Source organism: Nocardiopsis synnemataformans, from assembly GCF_965343085.1.
Taxonomy (GTDB): Bacteria; Actinomycetota; Actinomycetes; order Streptosporangiales; family Streptosporangiaceae; genus Nocardiopsis; species Nocardiopsis alborubida.
Genome location: NZ_CBDRFA010000052.1, coordinates 1 through 17,037 on the forward strand (window position 1 = coordinate 1; position 17,037 = coordinate 17,037).

16 protein-coding genes are annotated in these 17,037 nt (G+C 71.4%); 8 read left to right on the plus strand and 8 right to left on the minus strand.

The annotated features are described in order from the left end of the window. Positions 1-25: 25 nt before the first annotated feature. The 3 genes from ACSIH6_RS25905 to ACSIH6_RS25915 all read right to left on the minus strand — a co-directional run bounded on the left by ACSIH6_RS25905 (position 26) and on the right by ACSIH6_RS25915 (position 2,783). Entirely contained in the window at positions 26-1,252 is a 1,227-nt protein-coding gene (locus ACSIH6_RS25905; RefSeq protein WP_435110923.1) for a cytochrome P450, read from the minus strand. Positions 1,253-1,386: 134 nt separating this feature from the next. Further along, positions 1,387-2,589, minus strand: coding sequence for an NAD(P)/FAD-dependent oxidoreductase (locus ACSIH6_RS25910; RefSeq protein ID WP_435110924.1), 1,203 nt, complete (start codon positions 2,587-2,589; stop codon positions 1,387-1,389). After that, complete coding sequence (locus tag ACSIH6_RS25915) at positions 2,586-2,783, minus strand: ferredoxin (protein ID WP_435110925.1); 198 nt, start codon at positions 2,781-2,783, stop codon at positions 2,586-2,588. Before ACSIH6_RS25915 ends, ACSIH6_RS25910 begins: the two co-directional genes overlap by 4 nt. A 215-nt stretch (positions 2,784-2,998) precedes the next feature. On the opposite strand from ACSIH6_RS25915, the gene ACSIH6_RS25920 reads away from it, so the two are divergent. Then, the gene (locus ACSIH6_RS25920; RefSeq protein ID WP_435110926.1) at positions 2,999-3,616 is read left to right on the plus strand and encodes a TetR/AcrR family transcriptional regulator; all 618 of its coding nucleotides are present in this window, start codon (positions 2,999-3,001) and stop codon (positions 3,614-3,616) included. Between the two features lie 81 nt (positions 3,617-3,697). Here the strand turns inward: ACSIH6_RS25920 and ACSIH6_RS25925 are convergent, their stop codons facing one another. Together ACSIH6_RS25925 and ACSIH6_RS25930 are read right to left on the minus strand one after the other, a co-directional pair. Further along, positions 3,698-4,900, minus strand: coding sequence for a cytochrome P450 (locus tag ACSIH6_RS25925; RefSeq protein WP_435110927.1), 1,203 nt, complete (start codon positions 4,898-4,900; stop codon positions 3,698-3,700). An 88-nt stretch (positions 4,901-4,988) separates the two neighbouring features. Continuing rightward, positions 4,989-5,639 carry a TetR/AcrR family transcriptional regulator gene (locus ACSIH6_RS25930; protein WP_435110928.1) on the minus strand — a complete coding sequence of 217 codons (651 nt, stop codon included), beginning with the start codon at positions 5,637-5,639 and terminating at the stop codon, positions 4,989-4,991. 212 nt (positions 5,640-5,851) lie between these two features. On the opposite strand from ACSIH6_RS25930, the gene ACSIH6_RS25935 reads away from it, so the two are divergent. The 3 genes from ACSIH6_RS25935 to ACSIH6_RS25945 all read left to right on the plus strand — a co-directional run bounded on the left by ACSIH6_RS25935 (position 5,852) and on the right by ACSIH6_RS25945 (position 9,645). Next, positions 5,852-7,291 (plus strand): MFS transporter, encoded by a 1,440-nt coding sequence (locus ACSIH6_RS25935; RefSeq protein WP_435110930.1) that lies wholly within the window; start codon positions 5,852-5,854, stop codon positions 7,289-7,291. Positions 7,292-7,409: 118 nt separating this feature from the next. Next, positions 7,410-8,633, plus strand: a complete 1,224-nt coding sequence (locus ACSIH6_RS25940) for a cytochrome P450 (RefSeq protein WP_435110932.1) — start codon at positions 7,410-7,412, stop codon at positions 8,631-8,633. An 82-nt stretch (positions 8,634-8,715) separates the two neighbouring features. Continuing rightward, positions 8,716-9,645, plus strand: coding sequence for an alpha/beta hydrolase (locus ACSIH6_RS25945; RefSeq protein ID WP_435110933.1), 930 nt, complete (start codon positions 8,716-8,718; stop codon positions 9,643-9,645). A gap of 148 nt (positions 9,646-9,793) precedes the next feature. On the opposite strand, the gene ACSIH6_RS25950 is transcribed toward ACSIH6_RS25945, so the two are convergent. Then, on the minus strand, positions 9,794-10,558 hold the full coding sequence (locus tag ACSIH6_RS25950; protein WP_435110934.1) for an SDR family oxidoreductase: 765 nt from the start codon (positions 10,556-10,558) through the stop codon (positions 9,794-9,796). A 119-nt stretch (positions 10,559-10,677) separates the two neighbouring features. Then, positions 10,678-11,589 (minus strand): helix-turn-helix transcriptional regulator, encoded by a 912-nt coding sequence (locus tag ACSIH6_RS25955; RefSeq protein ID WP_435110935.1) that lies wholly within the window; start codon positions 11,587-11,589, stop codon positions 10,678-10,680. 245 nt (positions 11,590-11,834) lie between these two features. Between ACSIH6_RS25955 and ACSIH6_RS25960 the strand changes: the two genes are divergently transcribed. From ACSIH6_RS25960 to ACSIH6_RS25975, 4 genes are all read left to right on the plus strand, one after another. Then, positions 11,835-12,254 carry a DUF2255 family protein gene (locus ACSIH6_RS25960; protein WP_435110936.1) on the plus strand — a complete coding sequence of 140 codons (420 nt, stop codon included), beginning with the start codon at positions 11,835-11,837 and terminating at the stop codon, positions 12,252-12,254. 41 nt (positions 12,255-12,295) lie between these two features. Next, positions 12,296-13,336, plus strand: coding sequence for an NAD(P)-dependent alcohol dehydrogenase (locus ACSIH6_RS25965; protein WP_435110937.1), 1,041 nt, complete (start codon positions 12,296-12,298; stop codon positions 13,334-13,336). Positions 13,337-13,559: 223 nt separating this feature from the next. Next, the gene (locus ACSIH6_RS25970; RefSeq protein ID WP_435110938.1) at positions 13,560-14,525 is read left to right on the plus strand and encodes an alpha/beta hydrolase; all 966 of its coding nucleotides are present in this window, start codon (positions 13,560-13,562) and stop codon (positions 14,523-14,525) included. A gap of 130 nt (positions 14,526-14,655) precedes the next feature. Beyond that, positions 14,656-15,594 (plus strand): alpha/beta hydrolase, encoded by a 939-nt coding sequence (locus ACSIH6_RS25975; RefSeq protein ID WP_435110939.1) that lies wholly within the window; start codon positions 14,656-14,658, stop codon positions 15,592-15,594. Positions 15,595-15,678: 84 nt separating this feature from the next. Here the strand turns inward: ACSIH6_RS25975 and ACSIH6_RS25980 are convergent, their stop codons facing one another. Further along, positions 15,679-16,563: a helix-turn-helix transcriptional regulator gene (locus tag ACSIH6_RS25980; RefSeq protein WP_435110982.1), complete on the minus strand. Its 885-nt coding sequence runs from the start codon at positions 16,561-16,563 to the stop codon at positions 15,679-15,681. Positions 16,564-17,037: the final 474 nt, after the last annotated feature.

The window sequence follows — 17,037 nt, forward strand, 5'->3', positions numbered from 1 at the left end:
TTCGTGGGTGCGCGGTGGCGTGTGGTCACCACGCGACCGGCAGTTCGTGGACGCCGTAGGTGGACATGCCGTGCCGGAACTTCACGTCCTCCAGCGGGACCGCCAGACGCAGGTCCGGCAGGCGGCGCAGCAGCGTGGGCAGCGCGATCTGGAGTTCCAGGCGGGCCAGCGCCTGGCCCAGGCACTGGTGGATGCCGTAGCCGAAGCCGACGTGCATGCGGGCGTTCCTGCGGTCGATGTCGAAGTCCTCGGCCCGCTCGAAGACGGTCGCGTCGCGGTTGCCGGAGGGCAGGCCCACGATCAGGCCCTCTCCGGCGCGGACGAGCTGTCCGCCGATGGTGATGTCCTCGGTGGCCATGCGCACGACCATGTCCTGGGCGATGGTCAGGTAGCGCAGCAGTTCCTCGACCGTGTTCGCGATCACCTTCGGGTCGTCGGTCTCCCGGAGCCGGGCGGCCTGGTCGGGGTTCTGGAGCAGGGCCAGGGTGCTCAGGGCGATCATGTTGGCCGTGGTCTCGTGCCCGGCGATCAGCAGGATGATGCCGTTCATGGCCACCGCCTCGCGGGTGAGTTCGCCGGTGGCGACCTCCTCGTGCAGCAGACGGCTGATGATGTCGTCCCCCGGCTCCTTCTCCTTGCGCCCCACCAGTTCGAGCAGGTAGCCGAAGAGCGCGCCCTTGGCCGCGGCCTTCTCCCGCTCCGAGGCGGAGGCGTTGTTGACGGTGTCGCTGTGCTCCTGGAAGAAGGCGTGGTCGGAGTAGGGCACCCCGAGCATCACCGAGATCACCAGGGACGGGACGGGCAGCGCGAACTCGTGGACCAGGTCCGCGGACTGCCCCTTGGCGATCATCCGCTCCAGGTAGTCGTCCACGAGCCCCTGGATCTGCTCGCGCTTCTGTTCCACCCGCTTGACCGTGAAGTCCTTGGTGAGCATGCGGCGCAGCCGGGCGTGCTCGGGGTCGTCCATCCTCGGGAAGATGGGGGGCTCGTTCTCGGCGGCCGGGGTCCAGCCCGGAAAGCCCGGGGTGCGGAAGTCCGCGCTGATGCGCTGGTCGCTCAGAACCTGCCGGATGTCCTCGTAGCGGGTCACCGCCCACACCGGTGAGCCGTGCCAGGTCGTGCGCTGGAGCCCCTCGCCCTCGCGCCAGTCGGTGTGTGCCGGAGGCGGGTCGAAGGGGCAGCGCGCCTCGCGCTCGCCGGGGAAGGACGGCAGGTCGGCCGTCTGCTCGTGGGTGGTGGTCTGACTGCTCATGGAGGTCTCCTGTTTCGGTGACGGCACCGCGTCCCGCAGGGGCGGCGTCTTTCGTGCTGGTCAGGTGAGGTGGGTCATGGCGGGTCGGCTGCGGAGGCCGGATGTCGCCCTGGCCGGGCGACCCCGTGCCGCGGTCAGGCGGCGGCCGTGCTGGCGACGGCCGCCTCCCACGCGGTGCCAGTGGCGATGTGCGTCCGCCAGGCACGCAGGGTCTTGGGCGGGGTCCCGATGCCCAGCACCCCGGCCAGGCGGTCCTCCCTGCGGTAGGCCACCAGCAGGCGCCCCTGGGCCGCGTCCTCGTCCAGGACCAGCGCCTGGTCGTGGTCGCGCAGGGATCCGTAGGCCTGGATCTTCATCCGGTACTGGTCGGACCAGAAGTAGGGCACCGGGGCGAACGGCCGCCGTGCGTCCGGGTTGAGCAGGTTGCGGGCCACGGCCATGCCCTGCTCGGCGGCGTGGGTGCGGTGCTCGACGCGCATCGCCGTACCGAAGAGCGGGTTGTGCCAGCGGGCCACGTCCCCGACCCCGTGCACCCCGGGCGCGGCGACGCTGAACTCGTCGCACACCAGCCCGTTGTCGACGGTGAGTCCGCTGCCCTCCAGCCACTCCGTGTTGGGCACCGAACCGATCGCCACCAGTACGTCGTCCGCCCCGATGGTCCTGCCGTCGGTCAGGGCCACACCGGTGACCTCACCGCGGACGCTGAGCACCTCGGCGACCGCGGCTCCCGTGCGCAGATCGACGCCGTGCTCGTGGTGGGCCCGGGTCAGGAACCCTCCGGCCCGCTCGCCCACGGCCAGCGCCAGCGGCACCGGACCCGCCTCCAGCACCGTCACGTCCACACCGAGCCCGCGGGCCACGGCGGCGACCTCGGCGCCCACGAACCCGGCGCCCACGATCACCAGCCGCCTCCCCGGCGCCAGCCGCGCCCTGAGCGCCAGGGCGTCCTCCAGGGTGCGCAGCGTGTGCACCCCGGACACGCCCTCGGTCCCCGGCAGACGGCGGGGGCGCACCCCGGTCGCCACGACCAGATCCCGGTAGGGCAGCCGGGTGCCGTCGGCCAGTTCCACCGTCCGCGCGGCCACATCCAGCCCGGTCGCCCGCACACCCAGGCGCAGGTCCAGGTCCAGCGCCCTGACGTCCTCCTCCGGGCGCAGCGGCAGCCGGTCCGGCTCCCACTCCCCCGTCAGGATCTGCTTGGACAGCGGCGGACGGTCGTAGGGCGGGTGCGCCTCGTCACCGACGAGCGCGACCGCGCCCTCGTGCCCCATCCTGCGCAATGCCTCGGCGGTGGCCAGTCCGCCCGCGGACGCGCCGACGATCACGACCGCCTTCATGACTCCGCCAGGTGGATCGCGGCGGCCGGGCAGACCATGGCCGACTCGCGCACGGCCTCGTGCAGCTCGGGCGCGGGCGTCTCGTCCAGCAGGACGACCATGCCGTCCTCGTCGCGCTGGTCGAAGACCTCGGGCGCGATCAGCACGCACTGCCCCGCGGCGACGCACTTGGGAACGTCGACTTCCACCTTCATCGGTCTCTCCTTCTCTCTTCTCTGTCGGACCGCGCCCGCGTCCCCGAGCCGGAGCCGCCGCGGTGGGTGCGACACCCTCCGCACGGGTCCGCGCGGGAACTTCGGTGCGGACGCGAACGCACGACACTCCCAGCAAGCGATATGGAACTATCACTTAACCTTCACGCAGACGGTAGCACAAGTGATAGTCGCCTATCAATTGCTATCGTGGAGAGGTGAACACTGACGCCTCCGCCCCCAAACGCCTGCGCGCCGACGCCGCGCGCAACTCCGCCAAGATCCTGAGGTCCGCGCGCGAGGTCTACGCCGAGAGCGGCCCCGACGCGCCGTTGGAGGAAATCGCCCGGCGGGCCGGTGTGGGCATCGCGACGCTGTACCGCCGCTTCCCCGACAAGGGCGAGCTCGTCCACGCCGCCCTGGAACAGAGCTTCGTCGAGAAGGTCTCCCCTGTCATCGAGCGGGCCCTGGGAGACGACGACCCGGTCCGGGGACTGGTCACCGTGCTGGAGGCGACGCTGTCCCTGGTACTCCGGGAGCGCAACACCCTGACCGCGGCCCGCAACCTCGACGTCCTGAGCATCGAGGCGGGCTCCCTCCTCTTCGTCCCGCTGGCCGAGCTCACCCGCCGGGGGCAGCGGGCGGGGCTCGTCCGCGCCGACCTCGTGCCCGACGACCTCCCCCGGATCATGACGATGCTCATCAGCGTCCCCCTGACCATGAGCCCCGGGAGCGGAAACTGGCAGCGTTACCTCGCGCTCGTCCTGGACTCCCTGTCCCCCGCGGGCGCCACCGCCCTCCCTCCTCTGGAGTCAGCGTCTTCGGACGCCACCTGACCCGCCGCACCGCCACGGACACCGGACGGCCCGGCGCACGTCAGCGGCCAAGGCCGTCGGCGGGTCCGCACGGTCGCCGGTTCACCAGGTGACGGGGAGCTCGTGGACGCCGTAGACGGCGGCGTCGTGTTTGAAGGGGACCCGGTCCAGGTCGGTGGCGAGCGTGAGGGCGGGCAGGCGCTTGGCGAGGGTCTCGTAGACGACCTGGAGTTCCATGCGGGCCAGGGGCTGGCCCAGGCACTGGTGCACGCCGAAGCCGAAGGCCACGTGGCGGCGCGCGTCGCGCCGGAGGTCGAGCCGGTCCGGGTCCCCGAAGACGTCCGGGTCGCGGTTGCCGGTGTTGTTGGCCATGATCAGGCCCTCGCCGGCCCGGACGGTGTAGTCGGCGGTCACGATGTCCTCGACCGCCACGCGGCGCCGTCCGTCGTGGATGATGCTCAGGTAGCGCAACAGCTCCTCCACCGCCGAGGCGACGACCTTCGGGTCCTCGGTGTCGCGCAGCAGGGCGAACTGGTCGGGGTGCTCCAGCAGGGCCAGGGTGCCCAGGGCGATCATGTTCGCCGTGGTCTCGTGCCCCGCGGTCAGCAGCAGCACACCGGTCCGGGCCGCCTCGGTCCGGGTCAGCTCACCGGCCCTGATCCGTTCGGTCAGTCCGGACAGCAGGTCCTCGCCAGGGGCGTCGAGTTTGTCGCCGACCAGGCGGTCCAGGTAGTCGGTCAGCCGCCCCATGGCCGCCATCCGCTCCTCGGGCGCGGTGTCCCGGCTGACGAGCAGCCTGCTGTTGTCCTGGAAGAAGTCGTGGTCGGCGTAGGGCACCCCGAGCAGGTCGCAGATGACCAGCGACGGCACGGGCAGGGCGAACCGCTCGACCAGGTCGACGGGCTTCGGGCCCGCGAGCATGGCGTCGACCAGCCCGTCCACGATCCTCTGCACGGACGGGCGCATGGCCTCGATCCGCCTGATCGCGAACGGCGCGGTCACCATCCGCCGCAGCCGCGCGTGCTCGGGATCGTCCATGACGACGAAGCCGGGGCTCGCGTCGTCGGGGGGAAGCGGCGCCGGGGCCGGGTAGCCGGGACGGCGGATGTCGGCGCTGACCCTGGGATCGGCCAGCAGCGCCCGCTGGTCGGCGTACCGGGTCACCAGCCACGGGGTGCTGCCGTCCCACAGCCGGACCCTGGCCAGCGGCCCCTGCCTGCGCATGGCGGTCATGTCGGCGGGTGGATCGAACGGGCAACCCGCCGACCTCGCCATCGGGAACTCCGGGATCTCGGTGGTCTCCATTGTTCTGGGTCACTCCCTTCACGTGTACTTCTCACGGTCGTCAGAGCGGTGTCGCGGTCCGGCACCGTGCCGGGTGCGGGCGGGGTGTCTACGCCTGGCCCGTGACCGGGGCCAGCCACAGCCCGACGACCGCGTCGACCAGGCTGGTTCCGGTCTCCTCCCAACTCGCTTCGAGGGTGGGCGTGCCGTTGGCGAGCGCGCGTTCGCGCTCGACGCACATGTGCACCATCAGGTGGCGCGCCATGATCCAGCGCTGGGCGCGCACGTTGGCGGGCAGGTCGGGAAGGCACCGGTTCAGGCCCTCCAGGAGCAGCCTGAGCGAAGGAGACGTGAAGGACTCCTCGACCGTGATCTCGTGGAGCGCCGGGTCGGTCATGACCTGGGCGGAGAAACGCGCGTACCAGGTCGGGGAGTCCAGTGCCGCCAGGTGCTCGGTGACCGGGCGCACCAGGCAGGCGACCCAGTCGCGCACGTCCTCGGAGCCGATGGCCCCGGCCAGCAGCTCCACGCGCACCTGCTCGATCCGCTCGGTGTGCCTGCGCGCGATCGCCCGCACCAGTTCGGCCTTGGAGCCGAAGTGGTAGCTGACCGCGGCGCTGTTGCTCTGCCCCGCGGCCTCACTGATCTGGCGGTTGGAGACCACGGACATCCCGCGTTCGGCGAACAGCCGTTCCGCGGTGTCCAGGATCGCCTCCCGTGTCGCGCTGCCCCGCTCGGGCCTCGTCGTCCTGTCCGCCATCGTCGGCTCCCCTCCCGCTCCGCGCATGGACACGCCATGACCGGAACCGGTTCGTTCTCACACGTTCGGTTCTCCCCGGCACGCACCGTGACCGTACGAGGAGTCAACCCCATCACTGCACTCAAGTCAATCATGTGTTTTAATCCGTTAAATCAAGTGTTTGAGTTCGCCTAGGCTCGTTCCCCCACGACCACGTGACGGAGGAACCCTTCATGCCCCAGGCCCTCGCCGTGTCCACCGACACGGCAGCCTCTCCCGACAAACGAAGCAGTGCCCTCGTAGCTGTGCTGGCCTTCGCGGGGATCGTGGTCTCGCTGATGCAGACCCTGGTGATTCCCTTGGTCCCGGCCCTGCCCGAACTCCTGAACACGACCGCCGCGGACGCCACGTGGGCGGTGACCGCCACCCTGCTCACGGCGGCCATCGCCACTCCCGTGGTGGGACGACTCGGCGACATGTACGGCAAGCGGCGGATGCTGCTGGCCAGCCTGGGCCTGCTGGTGGCCGGGTCGGCCGTCGTCGGCCTGTCCGACTCCCTGGCCCCGGCGATCGTCGGGCGAGCGCTCCAAGGCCTCTCCGCCGGGGTCATCCCGCTGGGGATCAGCATCATGCGCGACGAACTGCCCTCCGACCGGCTCGGCTCGGCGACCGCCACCATGAGCTCCTCGCTGGGCGTCGGTGCCGCTCTGGGGCTGCCCACGGCCGCCCTGATCGCCGACCACGCGGACTGGCACGTGCTGTTCTGGACGGCGGCGGTCCTGGGAGCCGTCGCGTCCGTGCTCGTGCTGGTTTTCGTTCCCGAATCCCGGGTGCGCACGGGGGGCCGCTTCGACCTGGTCGGCGCCCTCGGGGTGTCGGTCGCACTGACCTGCCTGCTGCTGGCGATCTCCAAGGGCGCCGACTGGGGGTGGAGCAGCCCCCTCACCCTCGGGCTGCTCGCCGCGACGGTCGCCGTGCTGCTGCTGTGGGGCTGGTGGGAGCTGCGCACCCGGCAGCCGCTGGTGGACCTGCGCACCGCGGCGCGCCGTCAGGTGCTGTTCACCAACCTCGCCTCCCTAATGTTCGGCTTCTCCATGTTCGCGATGACACTGGTGCTCCCCCAGCTGCTCCAGCTCCCGGAGGCCACCGGTTACGGGCTGGGGCATCCGATGCTGGTCGTGGGCCTGGTCATGGCGCCGCAGGGCCTGGTGATGATGGCCGTGGCACCGGTGTCGGCACGCATCTCCCGCGCCCGGGGCGCGAAGGTGACGCTGATGCTCGGCGCCGTCGTGGTCGCGGCCGGGTACTGCCTCGGCATCGTGCTGATGTCCGCCGTCTGGCAGCTCGTGCTGGTCTCCTGCGTCATCGGCGCCGGTGTGGGATTCGCCTACGGCGCCATGCCAGCCCTGGTCATGGACGCGGTACCGGTCTCGGAGACCGCCGCGGCCAACAGCCTCAACACCCTCATGCGCGCCATCGGCACCTCGGTCTCCAGCGCCGTCGCGGGCGTCGTCCTGGCCCACATGACCATCGCCTTCGACGCCGCCGCGCTTCCCTCACAGGAGGGCTTCCGCGTGGTCCTGGCCGTCGGAGCCGGGGCCGCGCTCCTCGCCCTGGCCCTGGCCGCGTTCCTCCCCGGACGACGTCCGTCCGCCGCGTCCGCGACCCGCTGACGCCCCGGCCGCCCCGGCCGCCCCGGCCGCCCGCACCAGCGGTACACCGCAGGCTCGGCGGAGCACCCCCCAGCAGTACCGACCACGCTCCCACACACGAAGAAGGAAGAAGGAGACCATGTCGAGTTCCGAAGACGCGGACCAGATGCTGAGGTACCCCAGCTCCCACAGCGAGGCGCTGGAGCCGCCGACGGAGTGGGCGCGCCTGCGCGGACAGTGCCCGGTCACGAAGGTGGTGCTGCCCAGCGGGGACCAGGCGTCGCTGGTCACGCGCTACGCCGACGTCAAGGAGGTCCTGTCCGACTCACGGTTCACCCGGCAGATGGACGCCGACGACGCCGCGCGGATCGCGGACAGCGACTCGGGCGGCGTCTTCTCCGGCGAGCTCGCGACGGCGATCCCGCCCTCGGGAGAGCCGCACCAGCGGTGGCGACGCATGATCAGCAAGTGGTTCACCGCCAAGCGCATGAACGTGCTGCGGCCCAGGATGGAGGCGATGGCCGACCGGCTCATCGATGACATGCTGGCCGACGGGCACCCGGCGGACCTCAAAGCGTGCCTGGGGTTCCCACTGCCGGTGTGGGTGATCTGCGACATGCTCGGAGTGCCCGAGACTGATCGGGACCGCTTCGCGTACTGGTCAGACACCCTGCTCAACCTCACCCGGTACACCCAGGACGAGCTCAGCGCCTCACAGGCCGAGTTCGTCGCGTATATGAGCGGCCACGTCGCCGCCAAACGCGAGGAGCCGGGTGAGGACCTGCTCAGCGAGCTCATCACGGCCACCGACTCCGAGGGCGAGAGGCTGCCGGACATGACGCTGGTGGCTACCGGGCAGGCCCTGCTGGTCGCCGGGCACGAGACCACGGCGAACATGATCGTCAAGATGGTCGCGATGCTGCTGGACGACCGGAGCCGCTGGGAGCGGCTGCTGACGGACCGGTCCCTGGTCCGCTCCGCCGTCGAGGAGTCGCTGCGCTTCGACGCCAACTCCGGCTTCGGCGTGCCGCGCTACGTCGGCGAGGAGACCGAGTTGTCCGGCATCACGCTCGCGCGCGGCACCACCCTGGTGTGCAGCATGGCCTCGGCCAACCGCGACGAGAGCGCGTTCGAGCGGGCCGATGAGATGGACCTGGGCCGCGTCCCCAACCCCCACGTGTCCTTCGGCGCCGGATCCCACTCGTGCCTGGGGCAGATGCTGGCCCGCACGGAGCTACAGACCGTACTTGACGTGCTGCTGCGTAGGATCCCCACCCTCGAACTCGCCGTCCCCGTGGAGGAACTGAGCCGCGTCGACGGCCTCGTCGTGGGCGGGCTGCGCGAACTCCCGGTGCGGTGGTGACCATGACCGCTCCCGTCCCACGGAGCACACCGACCCGTGTCGGGCGCGCCCCGGCGCTGGCGATGTCCGAAAGGAATACGCGATGGAACTGACGAGGGTTCATCCCGAACTGCGGCGTGCGGTGCGGCGTGTTCCAGTGCTGCCGCTGCACCGGCCGTGGGTGCGCCGCCTGCTGAGAACAGCACAGCGGCGCCTGGGCAAGGACGCGGTGGTTGACGGAGTCCGGTTCCAGGACCTCGCCGCGGAGGGCACCACCGTGCGTGTCTACAGGCCCGAGTCCGGCGCGTCCGGTGCCGGGCTCCTGTGGATCCACGGTGGAGGACTGGTCATCGGCAACCCCTCCCAGGACGACCGCTTCTGTTCCGAGACGGCACGCGATCTGGGCGTGGTCGTGGTCTCGGTGGACTACCGCCTGGCGCCGGAGGAGCCGTTCCCGGCCGCGATCAACGACTGCACCGCGGCCTGGGACTGGTTCCAGCGCTCGGCCGCAGAACTCGGCGTGGACCGGACGCGGATCGCGGTCGGGGGCCAGAGCGCGGGCGGCGGCCTGGCCGCCTGCCTGGTCCACCGGCTCCACGACAGGGGCGGGGTCCAGCCCTGCGCGCAACTGCTGGCCTGTCCGATGCTCGACGACCGGACCGCGGCCCGCAGGGAACTCGACGGGGTACGGCACTGGGCCTGGAACAACACCCAGAACCGGTTCGGCTGGCACGCCTACCTAGGACGGGAGCCGGGAGGCCAGGCGGAGCCCTATGCGGTGGGTGCCCGGCGTGAGGACCTGCGTGGTTTGCCCCCAGCCTGGATCGGGGTGGGCGACATCGACCTGTTCTTCGAGGAGGGCACCGACTACGCGCGCCGCCTGTGCGAAGCCGGGGTCGCCTGCGAACTGGAGATCGTGCCCGAAGCGCCGCACGGGTTCGAGGCGTGGGCGCCCGACGCGCCCGTGGCCGAGGACTTCGTCCGGCGGAGCCGGGAATGGCTCGCGCGAGCCGTCGCTTCCGGGGACGACTAGGGTGTCACGCTGCCGGTCGGGACGGCCGGGCCACCAGGCCTGGTCGCCCCGACCGGAGGCACGGCGCCCCGGCCGCGGCTCCACCGGCGGGAAGGATGGCTATGCCCCTTCCACCGTGTGCGGGTGCCGGTAAGGCGGGCTCCGGGAATTACCCGTCCGCTCGTGAAAGCAGTTCGGCGATATCGGCGCGCACCGTCTCGGGTTCCCGATCGGGATCGGGAACTCCGGTGTCCCGCGCTCCGCTGAGCGCCCCGGGTGTGTCCGCGCTGAGACCGGCGAACACACCGTCCCAGTCCGAGGGCGCGGCGCCCTCGGCCGCGAACAGCTCGAAGGTCCTGCCCACCGCGGTGTCGGTGAGCAGACTGCGCACGAGCACTTCGGCGAGCTGCGCCCGTCCGATGCCGCCGTCTCCGGTGTCGCCCTGTTCGAGCACGAGCCGGTCGTCACCGGGCGAGGTGTGGTCGAACCATCCGGGACGGACGATCGTGTATGGTGCCCCGCTGGCGCGGACCAGCAGTTCCGAGCGGCGCTTCCATCCCACCAGGTCGGCGTAGGCTCCCTCGGCGCGGGTCACGTAGATCGAGGTCATCAGGGCGATCCGTGGCCTGCGGCCGCCGAGGGCACGCAGCACGTTGCGCACTCCCCCGTAGTCGACCCGTTCGGCGGTCCCGCCCCGGTCGGACCCGTGGGTGAAGATCACGCCGTCGACGCCCTCGACGACGGAGCCGAGGGTGTCTGGACGTTCCAGGTCACCCTCCACAAGCTCGACCTCCGGCAGAAGGCTCCGACCCCGGCGCTGGTCTCGCACGAGAGCGCGCACACCGAGTCCGTGCCGTTGAAGCGTGGTGACCACGTGCCGTCCGATGCTGCCCGTAGCGCCGACCACCAGGACGTGGGTGGGATGTTCGCTCATGGTTCTTCCTGTCCTTTCACTTCCTGGGTCCGAGGAGTCGTTCTTCAAAGGGCGGGCACCCCGGTCCCCGGTCCCCGGTCCCCGGTCCTCGAATCCGGAGTACCGCAGCGGGATACCGGTCAGCGCTGGCGCTGGTGTTCCCGCTCCAAGGCGGCGGACGCTGACGCGCCCTCGTGCGCGGCCATGTCGAGCAGCACCATCGCGTCGTACTCCGGGGTGCCCGGCGCGGCGTAGTAGGTCACCAACCGGTGGCCGGGACTCTCCTCCAGTTGCATGGACTGGTAGTCCAGGCTCAGGTCGCCCACGTCGGGGTGGTGGAAGACCTTCTTGCCGTGGGAGTGGCCCCTGACCTCGTAGCGCTCCCACAGGCGTGCGAAGTCGGGGCTCTTGAGCAGGAGTTCACCGACGAGCTGGGTCAGGTCGGGGGCGTCGGGGTCGGTCCCTGCCAGGGTGCGCAGACGGGCCACGCAGCCGCGGACCTGGTTGTGCCAGTCGTCGAAGAGCTCGCGGGCCCGCGGATGCAGGAACACGTAACGCGCGATGTTGCGCTGCTTGGCGGGCCAGTCCTCCAGACCGGTGAGCAGGCGCAGTCCGCCGGGTGTGCAGGCGAGCACGTCGGTGGTGCGGCTGAGCACGTGCGCGGGGAAGGGGCGCAGGCTCTCCAGCAGCACTTTGGTGCCCGGGCGCACGGTCCGGCTGGGCGCCTTGGGCGGTTCGGGTGCGTGGCGGGCGGCTCGCGCGGCCAGCTCGCGCAGGTGTTCGTGCTCTGCCTCGTCCAGGAGTAGAGCCCTGGCAAGAGCGTCGACGACAGGAGGGCTGGGCCGGGTCTCCCTGCCGCGTTCCAGACGTGTGTAGTAGTCGATGCTCATCCCCGCCAGGGTGGCCAGCTCCTCCCTGCGCAATCCGGGCGTGCGCCTCAGGCCCGTCCCAACAGTGAGGCCGACCTCGGCCGGGGTGACCTGGGTGCGGCGGGCGCGCAGGAACCGTCCCAGCTCGGTCGCGCTGCCTCCGGTGCTCTGCTCACGTGCCATGTCTTTCAGTCTGGCACCCCGATGACCTGCGGAACAGGTGTGTGGGAGGCCCTGTCACACCCCTGAACGCCGGGCCCCTGCACAGCGCGGTCTGCCACATCGCGGGAAAGCACAGCAAGCTGGATATCGCACCCACCGCCTTTCCAGGAGACCTCTCCGTGCCCATCTCCGTGCGTCCGCTCCACAGACCACCGCGACCGCCGCTGGCAGGACCGGCGTGCCCGCGACGACAGGAAGGCACTCCTATGACGACATGGACCGACGACGAACTCACCAGAATCACCACGGCCGAGAAACTGCGGCTCACACCCCTACGTGGCGACGGCAGACCGGACAGCCGCGGACGGGTCTGGGTCGTGCGTGACGGCGACGACCTCTACGTCCGCTCGGTGAGCGGTCGCCTCTCCGACTGGTACCGCAGCACCCGTGTGCGCCCCAAGGGACGCGTCCGGGTCGGCCGGGTCGCCAGGAACGTGGTCTTCGTCGACGCCGACCCCGGCCTCAACGACCGGATCGACGCCGCCTACCGCGCCAAGTACGGCCACTACGCCACCCCCCTCCTCAAAGCCATCACCAGTCCCGAAGCCGCCGCGACGACCCTTCGTCTCGTGCCGCGCCCAGCGTGCAACCGCGCCACGGCCCGACAGACCCTCCGGGGCTGTTGAGAACCGCATCCGACCACGACATCCGTCTTCCAAGGAGAACCGTGTTCACCGTCAACGCCTACGCCGCCACGTCCGCGACCGCGCCGCTCGCCCCGACCACCGTCGAGCGCCGCGAGGTCGGCCCGCACGACGTCCTCATCGAGATCGCCTACGCCGGCATCTGCCACTCCGACATCCACCACGCCCGCAGCGAATGGGGCCCGCAGGCCTACCCCGTGGTCCCCGGACACGAGATCGCCGGGATCGTCACCCGGGTCGGCTCAGAGGTCACCCGGTTCTCCGTCGGCGACCGGGCCGGGGTCGGCTGCCTGGTCGACTCCTGCCGCGAGTGCGACCACTGCCGCGGCGGCCAGGAGCAGTACTGCGCCAAAGGGGTCCTCACCTTCGGCTCCGTCGACGGGGACGGCCAGCCCACCCAGGGCGGCTACTCCACCCACATCGTCGTGACCGAGGACTTCGTCCTGAGCATCCCCGAGGGCATCGACCTGGCCGCGGCCGCGCCACTGCTGTGCGCCGGGATCACCACCTTCTCACCGCTGCGCCGCTGGAACGCGGGTCCGGGCGCCAGGGTGGCGGTCGTCGGCTTCGGCGGACTCGGCCACATGGCCGTCAAGTTCGCCCACGCCATGGGTGCGGAGGTCACCGTCCTGTCGCAGTCGCTGAGGAAGCAGGACGACGGCCTGCGTCTGGGCGCGGACCGCTACTACGCCACCGGCGACCCGACCACCTTCGCCGAACTCGCCGGTTCCTTCGACCTCATCATCAACACGGTCAGCGCCAAGCTCGACCTGGACGCCTATCTGGGGCTGCTGGCCGCCGAAGGCACGATGGTCAACGTCGGCGCCCCCGCCGAGCCCCTGTCGCTCAACGTGTTCTCCCTGCTCACCCAGGGCCGGTCCTACGCCGGTTCCCTCATCGGGGGTCTGGTCGAGACCCAGGAGATGCTTGACTTCAGCGCCGAGCACGGCATCAACGCGGAGATCGAAATCATCCCCGCCAGCGCGATCAACGAGGCCTACGAGCGGGTCCTGGCCTCCGACGTGCGCTACCGCTTCGTCATCGACACCGCCACGCTCGCCTGAGCCCGGCCCGTCCCCGACGGTGTTCGGCTCGACTCCTGCCCGTGAGCCCATGCGACAAGGACGGTGTGGGGCCCGGCCTCCGCACCGCCCCGCCGCACAGCATCGAGGCCCGCGATCCCGCCGTGTGGCGGCACGCACCCGCCACACGGCGCTGTCCTCGGCGGCCCGCGCACCAGCACACTGAAGGCGTACGGCTCACCACGCCCACCGACAGAAGGCACACATGTCCACTCCTGCCCGCCCGCGCTTCGACCCCGAACTGGCCGCGTTCCTCTCCATGATCAGCGCGCAGGTGCCGTCCTCGATCACCCCCGAGATGGTTCCGGGCATGCGTGCGCAGCGCCCCCCGGAGACGGACACGGACCTGACCCTGGACGGTGCCTACACCGTGGTCGAGCACCACGCACCGGGCCATGAGGGAGCCGACATCCCTCTGATCGTGTGCCGCCCCACTGCCGCCGCCGGCCCCGTGGGGGCCTTGTACTGGGCGCACGGCGGCGGCATGATCTTCGGCAGCCACAGGGGCCCGGGGCTCCTTCAGGTGCTGGAGCTCACACGCGAGCTCGGCCTGGCCCTGGTCTCGGTCGGCTACCGGCTCGCACCCGAACACCCCCATCCCACCCCCGTCGAGGACTGCTACGCGGGCCTGACCTGGATCACCGAGAACGCCGTGGAACTGGGCATCGACACCGGGAAGCTGGTCCTGGGCGGTGAGAGCGCGGGCGGCGGGCTGGCCGCCGCCACCGCCCTGCTCGCCCGCGACCGCGGCGGCCCCGCCCTCCAGGGACAACTGCTCCTGTGCCCCATGCTCGACGACCGCAACGACTCGGTCTCGGCCCGCCAGATGGCCGGGGTGGGCGTGTGGGACCGCACCTCCAACGCCACCGGCTGGAACGCCCTGCTCGGCCAGGCCGCGGGCGGCCCCGACGTCTCCCCCTACGCCGCACCCGCCCGCGCCACCGACCTGTCCGGCCTACCCCCCGCCTTCCTGGACGTGGGCTCCGCCGAGACCTTCCGCGACGAGGTCGTCGACTACGCCTCCCGCATCTGGCAGGCGGGCGGATCAGCCGAACTCCACGTGTGGCCCGGCGGCTTCCACGGCTTCGACATCCTGGCCCCCCAGGCCGCCCTCAGCCGCAACGCCAACGCCCCGCGCCTGCCCTGGCTGCGCCGCATCGTCCAGGCCTGAACCCGGGCACCGCGTCGGCTGAGCGAACGGCATCGAGCACACCCACCGCCCGGTTCGCGAGCGTGCGTCCCGGACTTGGAGGCCGTGGACCCGGCCGCGGACACCTCCAACCGAACGAACGGAGCTTGTCATGTCCATCCTCGCCCGTCCGACGGTGGCCGCCCTGGTCGCGCGAGCGATGCAGGCGGCCACAGCCGTGGCAGGGGGTCGCTACGCCGCGGCCAACCTGCTCAACCGTTACCCGGAGTACCCCCGCAGGACGCTCGAACTCACCATCCCGGCCTCGGTCGCCCCCGCCCGCGCCGTCGTCTACCTGCCCGGGTCCGGGGAGACGACTCCGCCGGTCTACGTCAACTTCCACGGCGGCGGCTACGTCATGGCACAGACCGAACTGGACGATCCCCTGTGCCGCTGCCTCGCCGCGGAGGCCGGTGTGGCCGTGGTGAACGTGGACTACGCCGTGGCTCCCCAGCACCGGTTCCCCGCACCGCCTCGGCAGGCGTACGAGGTCGTGCGGTGGGTCGCCGAGCACGGCGCCGACCACGGCTGGGACGGCGGCCGGCTCGTGGTGGGCGGCCAGAGCGCCGGGGGCGCTCTCGCCGCGGCGGTGGCCCGTCAGGCCCTGGAGGAGTCCAGGCCCTCCATCGCGCTTCAGGTCCTGCACTACCCTCCACTGGACCTGGCGACCAACGCCAGGGACAAGCGCTCGGTCACCGACAGGCCGATGCTGCGCCCCTGGATGGCGGATGTCTTCGACTCCTCCTACGTACCGGACACCGGCAAGCGCGGCGACCCCCTGGTCTCCCCCGCCCACCCCTCGGACAACGCGGACCTCACCGGCATCGCCCCGGCGCTCGTCATCACCGCCGAGAAGGACCTTCTCCGGTCCGAGGGCGACCGTTACGCCGAGCGGCTCCGCCGGGTCGGCTCCCTGGTCGACCACCACGTCGTCCCCGGAGCCGACCACGGCTACGACCAGAACGACGCCGAGACGGCGCGGGACGTCTACGCCCTGATCGCACAGCGGGTACGCCAGGCCACGGACCCCGGTTCCGCGCCGAGCAGCTAGCGAAGGCGCGCGGGCCGTACCGCACCGGCGTCCGGCCCGTGCAGGACACAGACGAGCCCCCGCCGGGCGAGCGCTCGGACGGGGTCAGCGGGTGGCCGGGGACTGTTCGGTGGGCAGATCCTCCTGGCTCGCGGCCCACGAGGCCAGCAGCTTGAGGCCGTCGGCCGCCGGGGAGTCGGCGGGCGCGGTGTAGACGTTGATCTGGAGCCCGGGTTCGGAGGGGAGTTCCATCGCCTCGAAGTCGAGGTCGAGCTGGCCGACGGCCGGGTGGCGCAGCCGCTTGTTCCCGGAGCGGTGGAAGCGCACGTCCTGGGAGGCCCACCGCTGCCGGAACAGCTCGCTTTGGGTCGAGAGCTCACCGACCAGCGCGATGAGCGCCTTGTCGTGCGGGTTGCGGCCCGCCTCCAGGCGCAGCATCGCGGCCGCGTCGTTGGCGATCTGGTCGTAGTCGACGAAGAACTCCGTGGCCGCCTCGGTGTGGAGGTAGACGAACCGTGTGGTGTTCGCCGGGCGTCGCGGGTCGGCGAGCACCGGGGAGTACAGGGCGCGGGCGAGCTGGTTCATGGCCAGCACGTCGTGGCGGCCGTTGCGGATCCAGGCCGGGGCGTCGGTGATCGCGTCGAGGACCTGTTGCAGCACCGGTCGGACGGTCGCCGGGGCGCTGCGCTCGCGGCGGCTGCTGCGCGTCCCCGACTCACGGGCCAGCGCGAACAGGTGGTCGCGCTCGGCCTCGTCCAGCTTCAGCGCCGAGGCCAAGGCGTCGAGCACGCTCTCGGAGACCCCGGCCAGGCTGCCCCGCTCCATGCGCACGTAGTAGTCCACCGAGACGCCCGCGAGCATCGCCACCTCCTCGCGGCGCAGCCCCTTGACGCGGCGGTTGCCGCCGTACGCCGGAAGGCCTGCCTGGTCCGGGGTGATGCGCGCCCGCCGCGAACTCAGGAATTCACGGATTTCGCTGCGCAGGTCCATCGTTCCCATGCCTCCACGGTAGGCGCGCTCCGCGCGAAATGGGAGGTACTGCCGTTACCCCGAACGGGCGTGACTCCCCCAGCCCGCGGATCCGGTGTGAACTGGAGCCATGCCAGGGCCGCACCCCGACCGGTGCGGGAACCAAGCACCGCGAACGTTTTCGGGACCCGCCGCCGGGATCCGCGCCCGGTGCGGGGGCACCGCGGGTACTGGGGGGCACTGCGGGTACCCGGTTCACCAGACACTCCCCCCGCTGGCCGGGCCCTGCCTAGCGTGGGGGACGTGAGCGTTCCGGGCGTCACCCGAACAACGGCGCGGGAACACCGGTCCTCGGAACTGGTGTCTTCGCCGGGACAGACCGTCTCGGCCGTCGAGGAGGCTCTGTCGACGCCCTGGACACCGGTGTGCGCGGCGGCACCGAACCCGCCGACAGCACCCGCGAGAAGTCGGGCACCAAGATCCCGAAGCCTGAGG

Bases quoted from the DNA above. Each gene is read 5' to 3' on its own strand.
- ACSIH6_RS25905 (WP_435110923.1), bottom strand. From the start codon at position 1,252: ATGAGCAGTCAGACCACCACCCACGAGCAGACGGCCGACCTGCCGTCC.
- ACSIH6_RS25910 (WP_435110924.1), bottom strand. From the start codon at position 2,589: ATGAAGGCGGTCGTGATCGTCGGCGCGTCCGCGGGCGGACTGGCCACC.
- ACSIH6_RS25915 (WP_435110925.1), bottom strand. From the start codon at position 2,783: ATGAAGGTGGAAGTCGACGTTCCCAAGTGCGTCGCCGCGGGGCAGTGC.
- ACSIH6_RS25925 (WP_435110927.1), bottom strand. From the start codon at position 4,900: ATGGAGACCACCGAGATCCCGGAGTTCCCGATGGCGAGGTCGGCGGGT.
- ACSIH6_RS25930 (WP_435110928.1), bottom strand. From the start codon at position 5,639: ATGGCGGACAGGACGACGAGGCCCGAGCGGGGCAGCGCGACACGGGAG.
- ACSIH6_RS25935 (WP_435110930.1), top strand. From the start codon at position 5,852: ATGCCCCAGGCCCTCGCCGTGTCCACCGACACGGCAGCCTCTCCCGAC.
- ACSIH6_RS25940 (WP_435110932.1), top strand. From the start codon at position 7,410: ATGTCGAGTTCCGAAGACGCGGACCAGATGCTGAGGTACCCCAGCTCC.
- ACSIH6_RS25945 (WP_435110933.1), top strand. From the start codon at position 8,716: ATGGAACTGACGAGGGTTCATCCCGAACTGCGGCGTGCGGTGCGGCGT.
- ACSIH6_RS25950 (WP_435110934.1), bottom strand. From the start codon at position 10,558: ATGAGCGAACATCCCACCCACGTCCTGGTGGTCGGCGCTACGGGCAGC.
- ACSIH6_RS25955 (WP_435110935.1), bottom strand. From the start codon at position 11,589: ATGGCACGTGAGCAGAGCACCGGAGGCAGCGCGACCGAGCTGGGACGG.
- ACSIH6_RS25960 (WP_435110936.1), top strand. From the start codon at position 11,835: ATGACGACATGGACCGACGACGAACTCACCAGAATCACCACGGCCGAG.
- ACSIH6_RS25970 (WP_435110938.1), top strand. From the start codon at position 13,560: ATGTCCACTCCTGCCCGCCCGCGCTTCGACCCCGAACTGGCCGCGTTC.
- ACSIH6_RS25975 (WP_435110939.1), top strand. From the start codon at position 14,656: ATGTCCATCCTCGCCCGTCCGACGGTGGCCGCCCTGGTCGCGCGAGCG.
- ACSIH6_RS25980 (WP_435110982.1), bottom strand. From the start codon at position 16,563: ATGGACCTGCGCAGCGAAATCCGTGAATTCCTGAGTTCGCGGCGGGCG.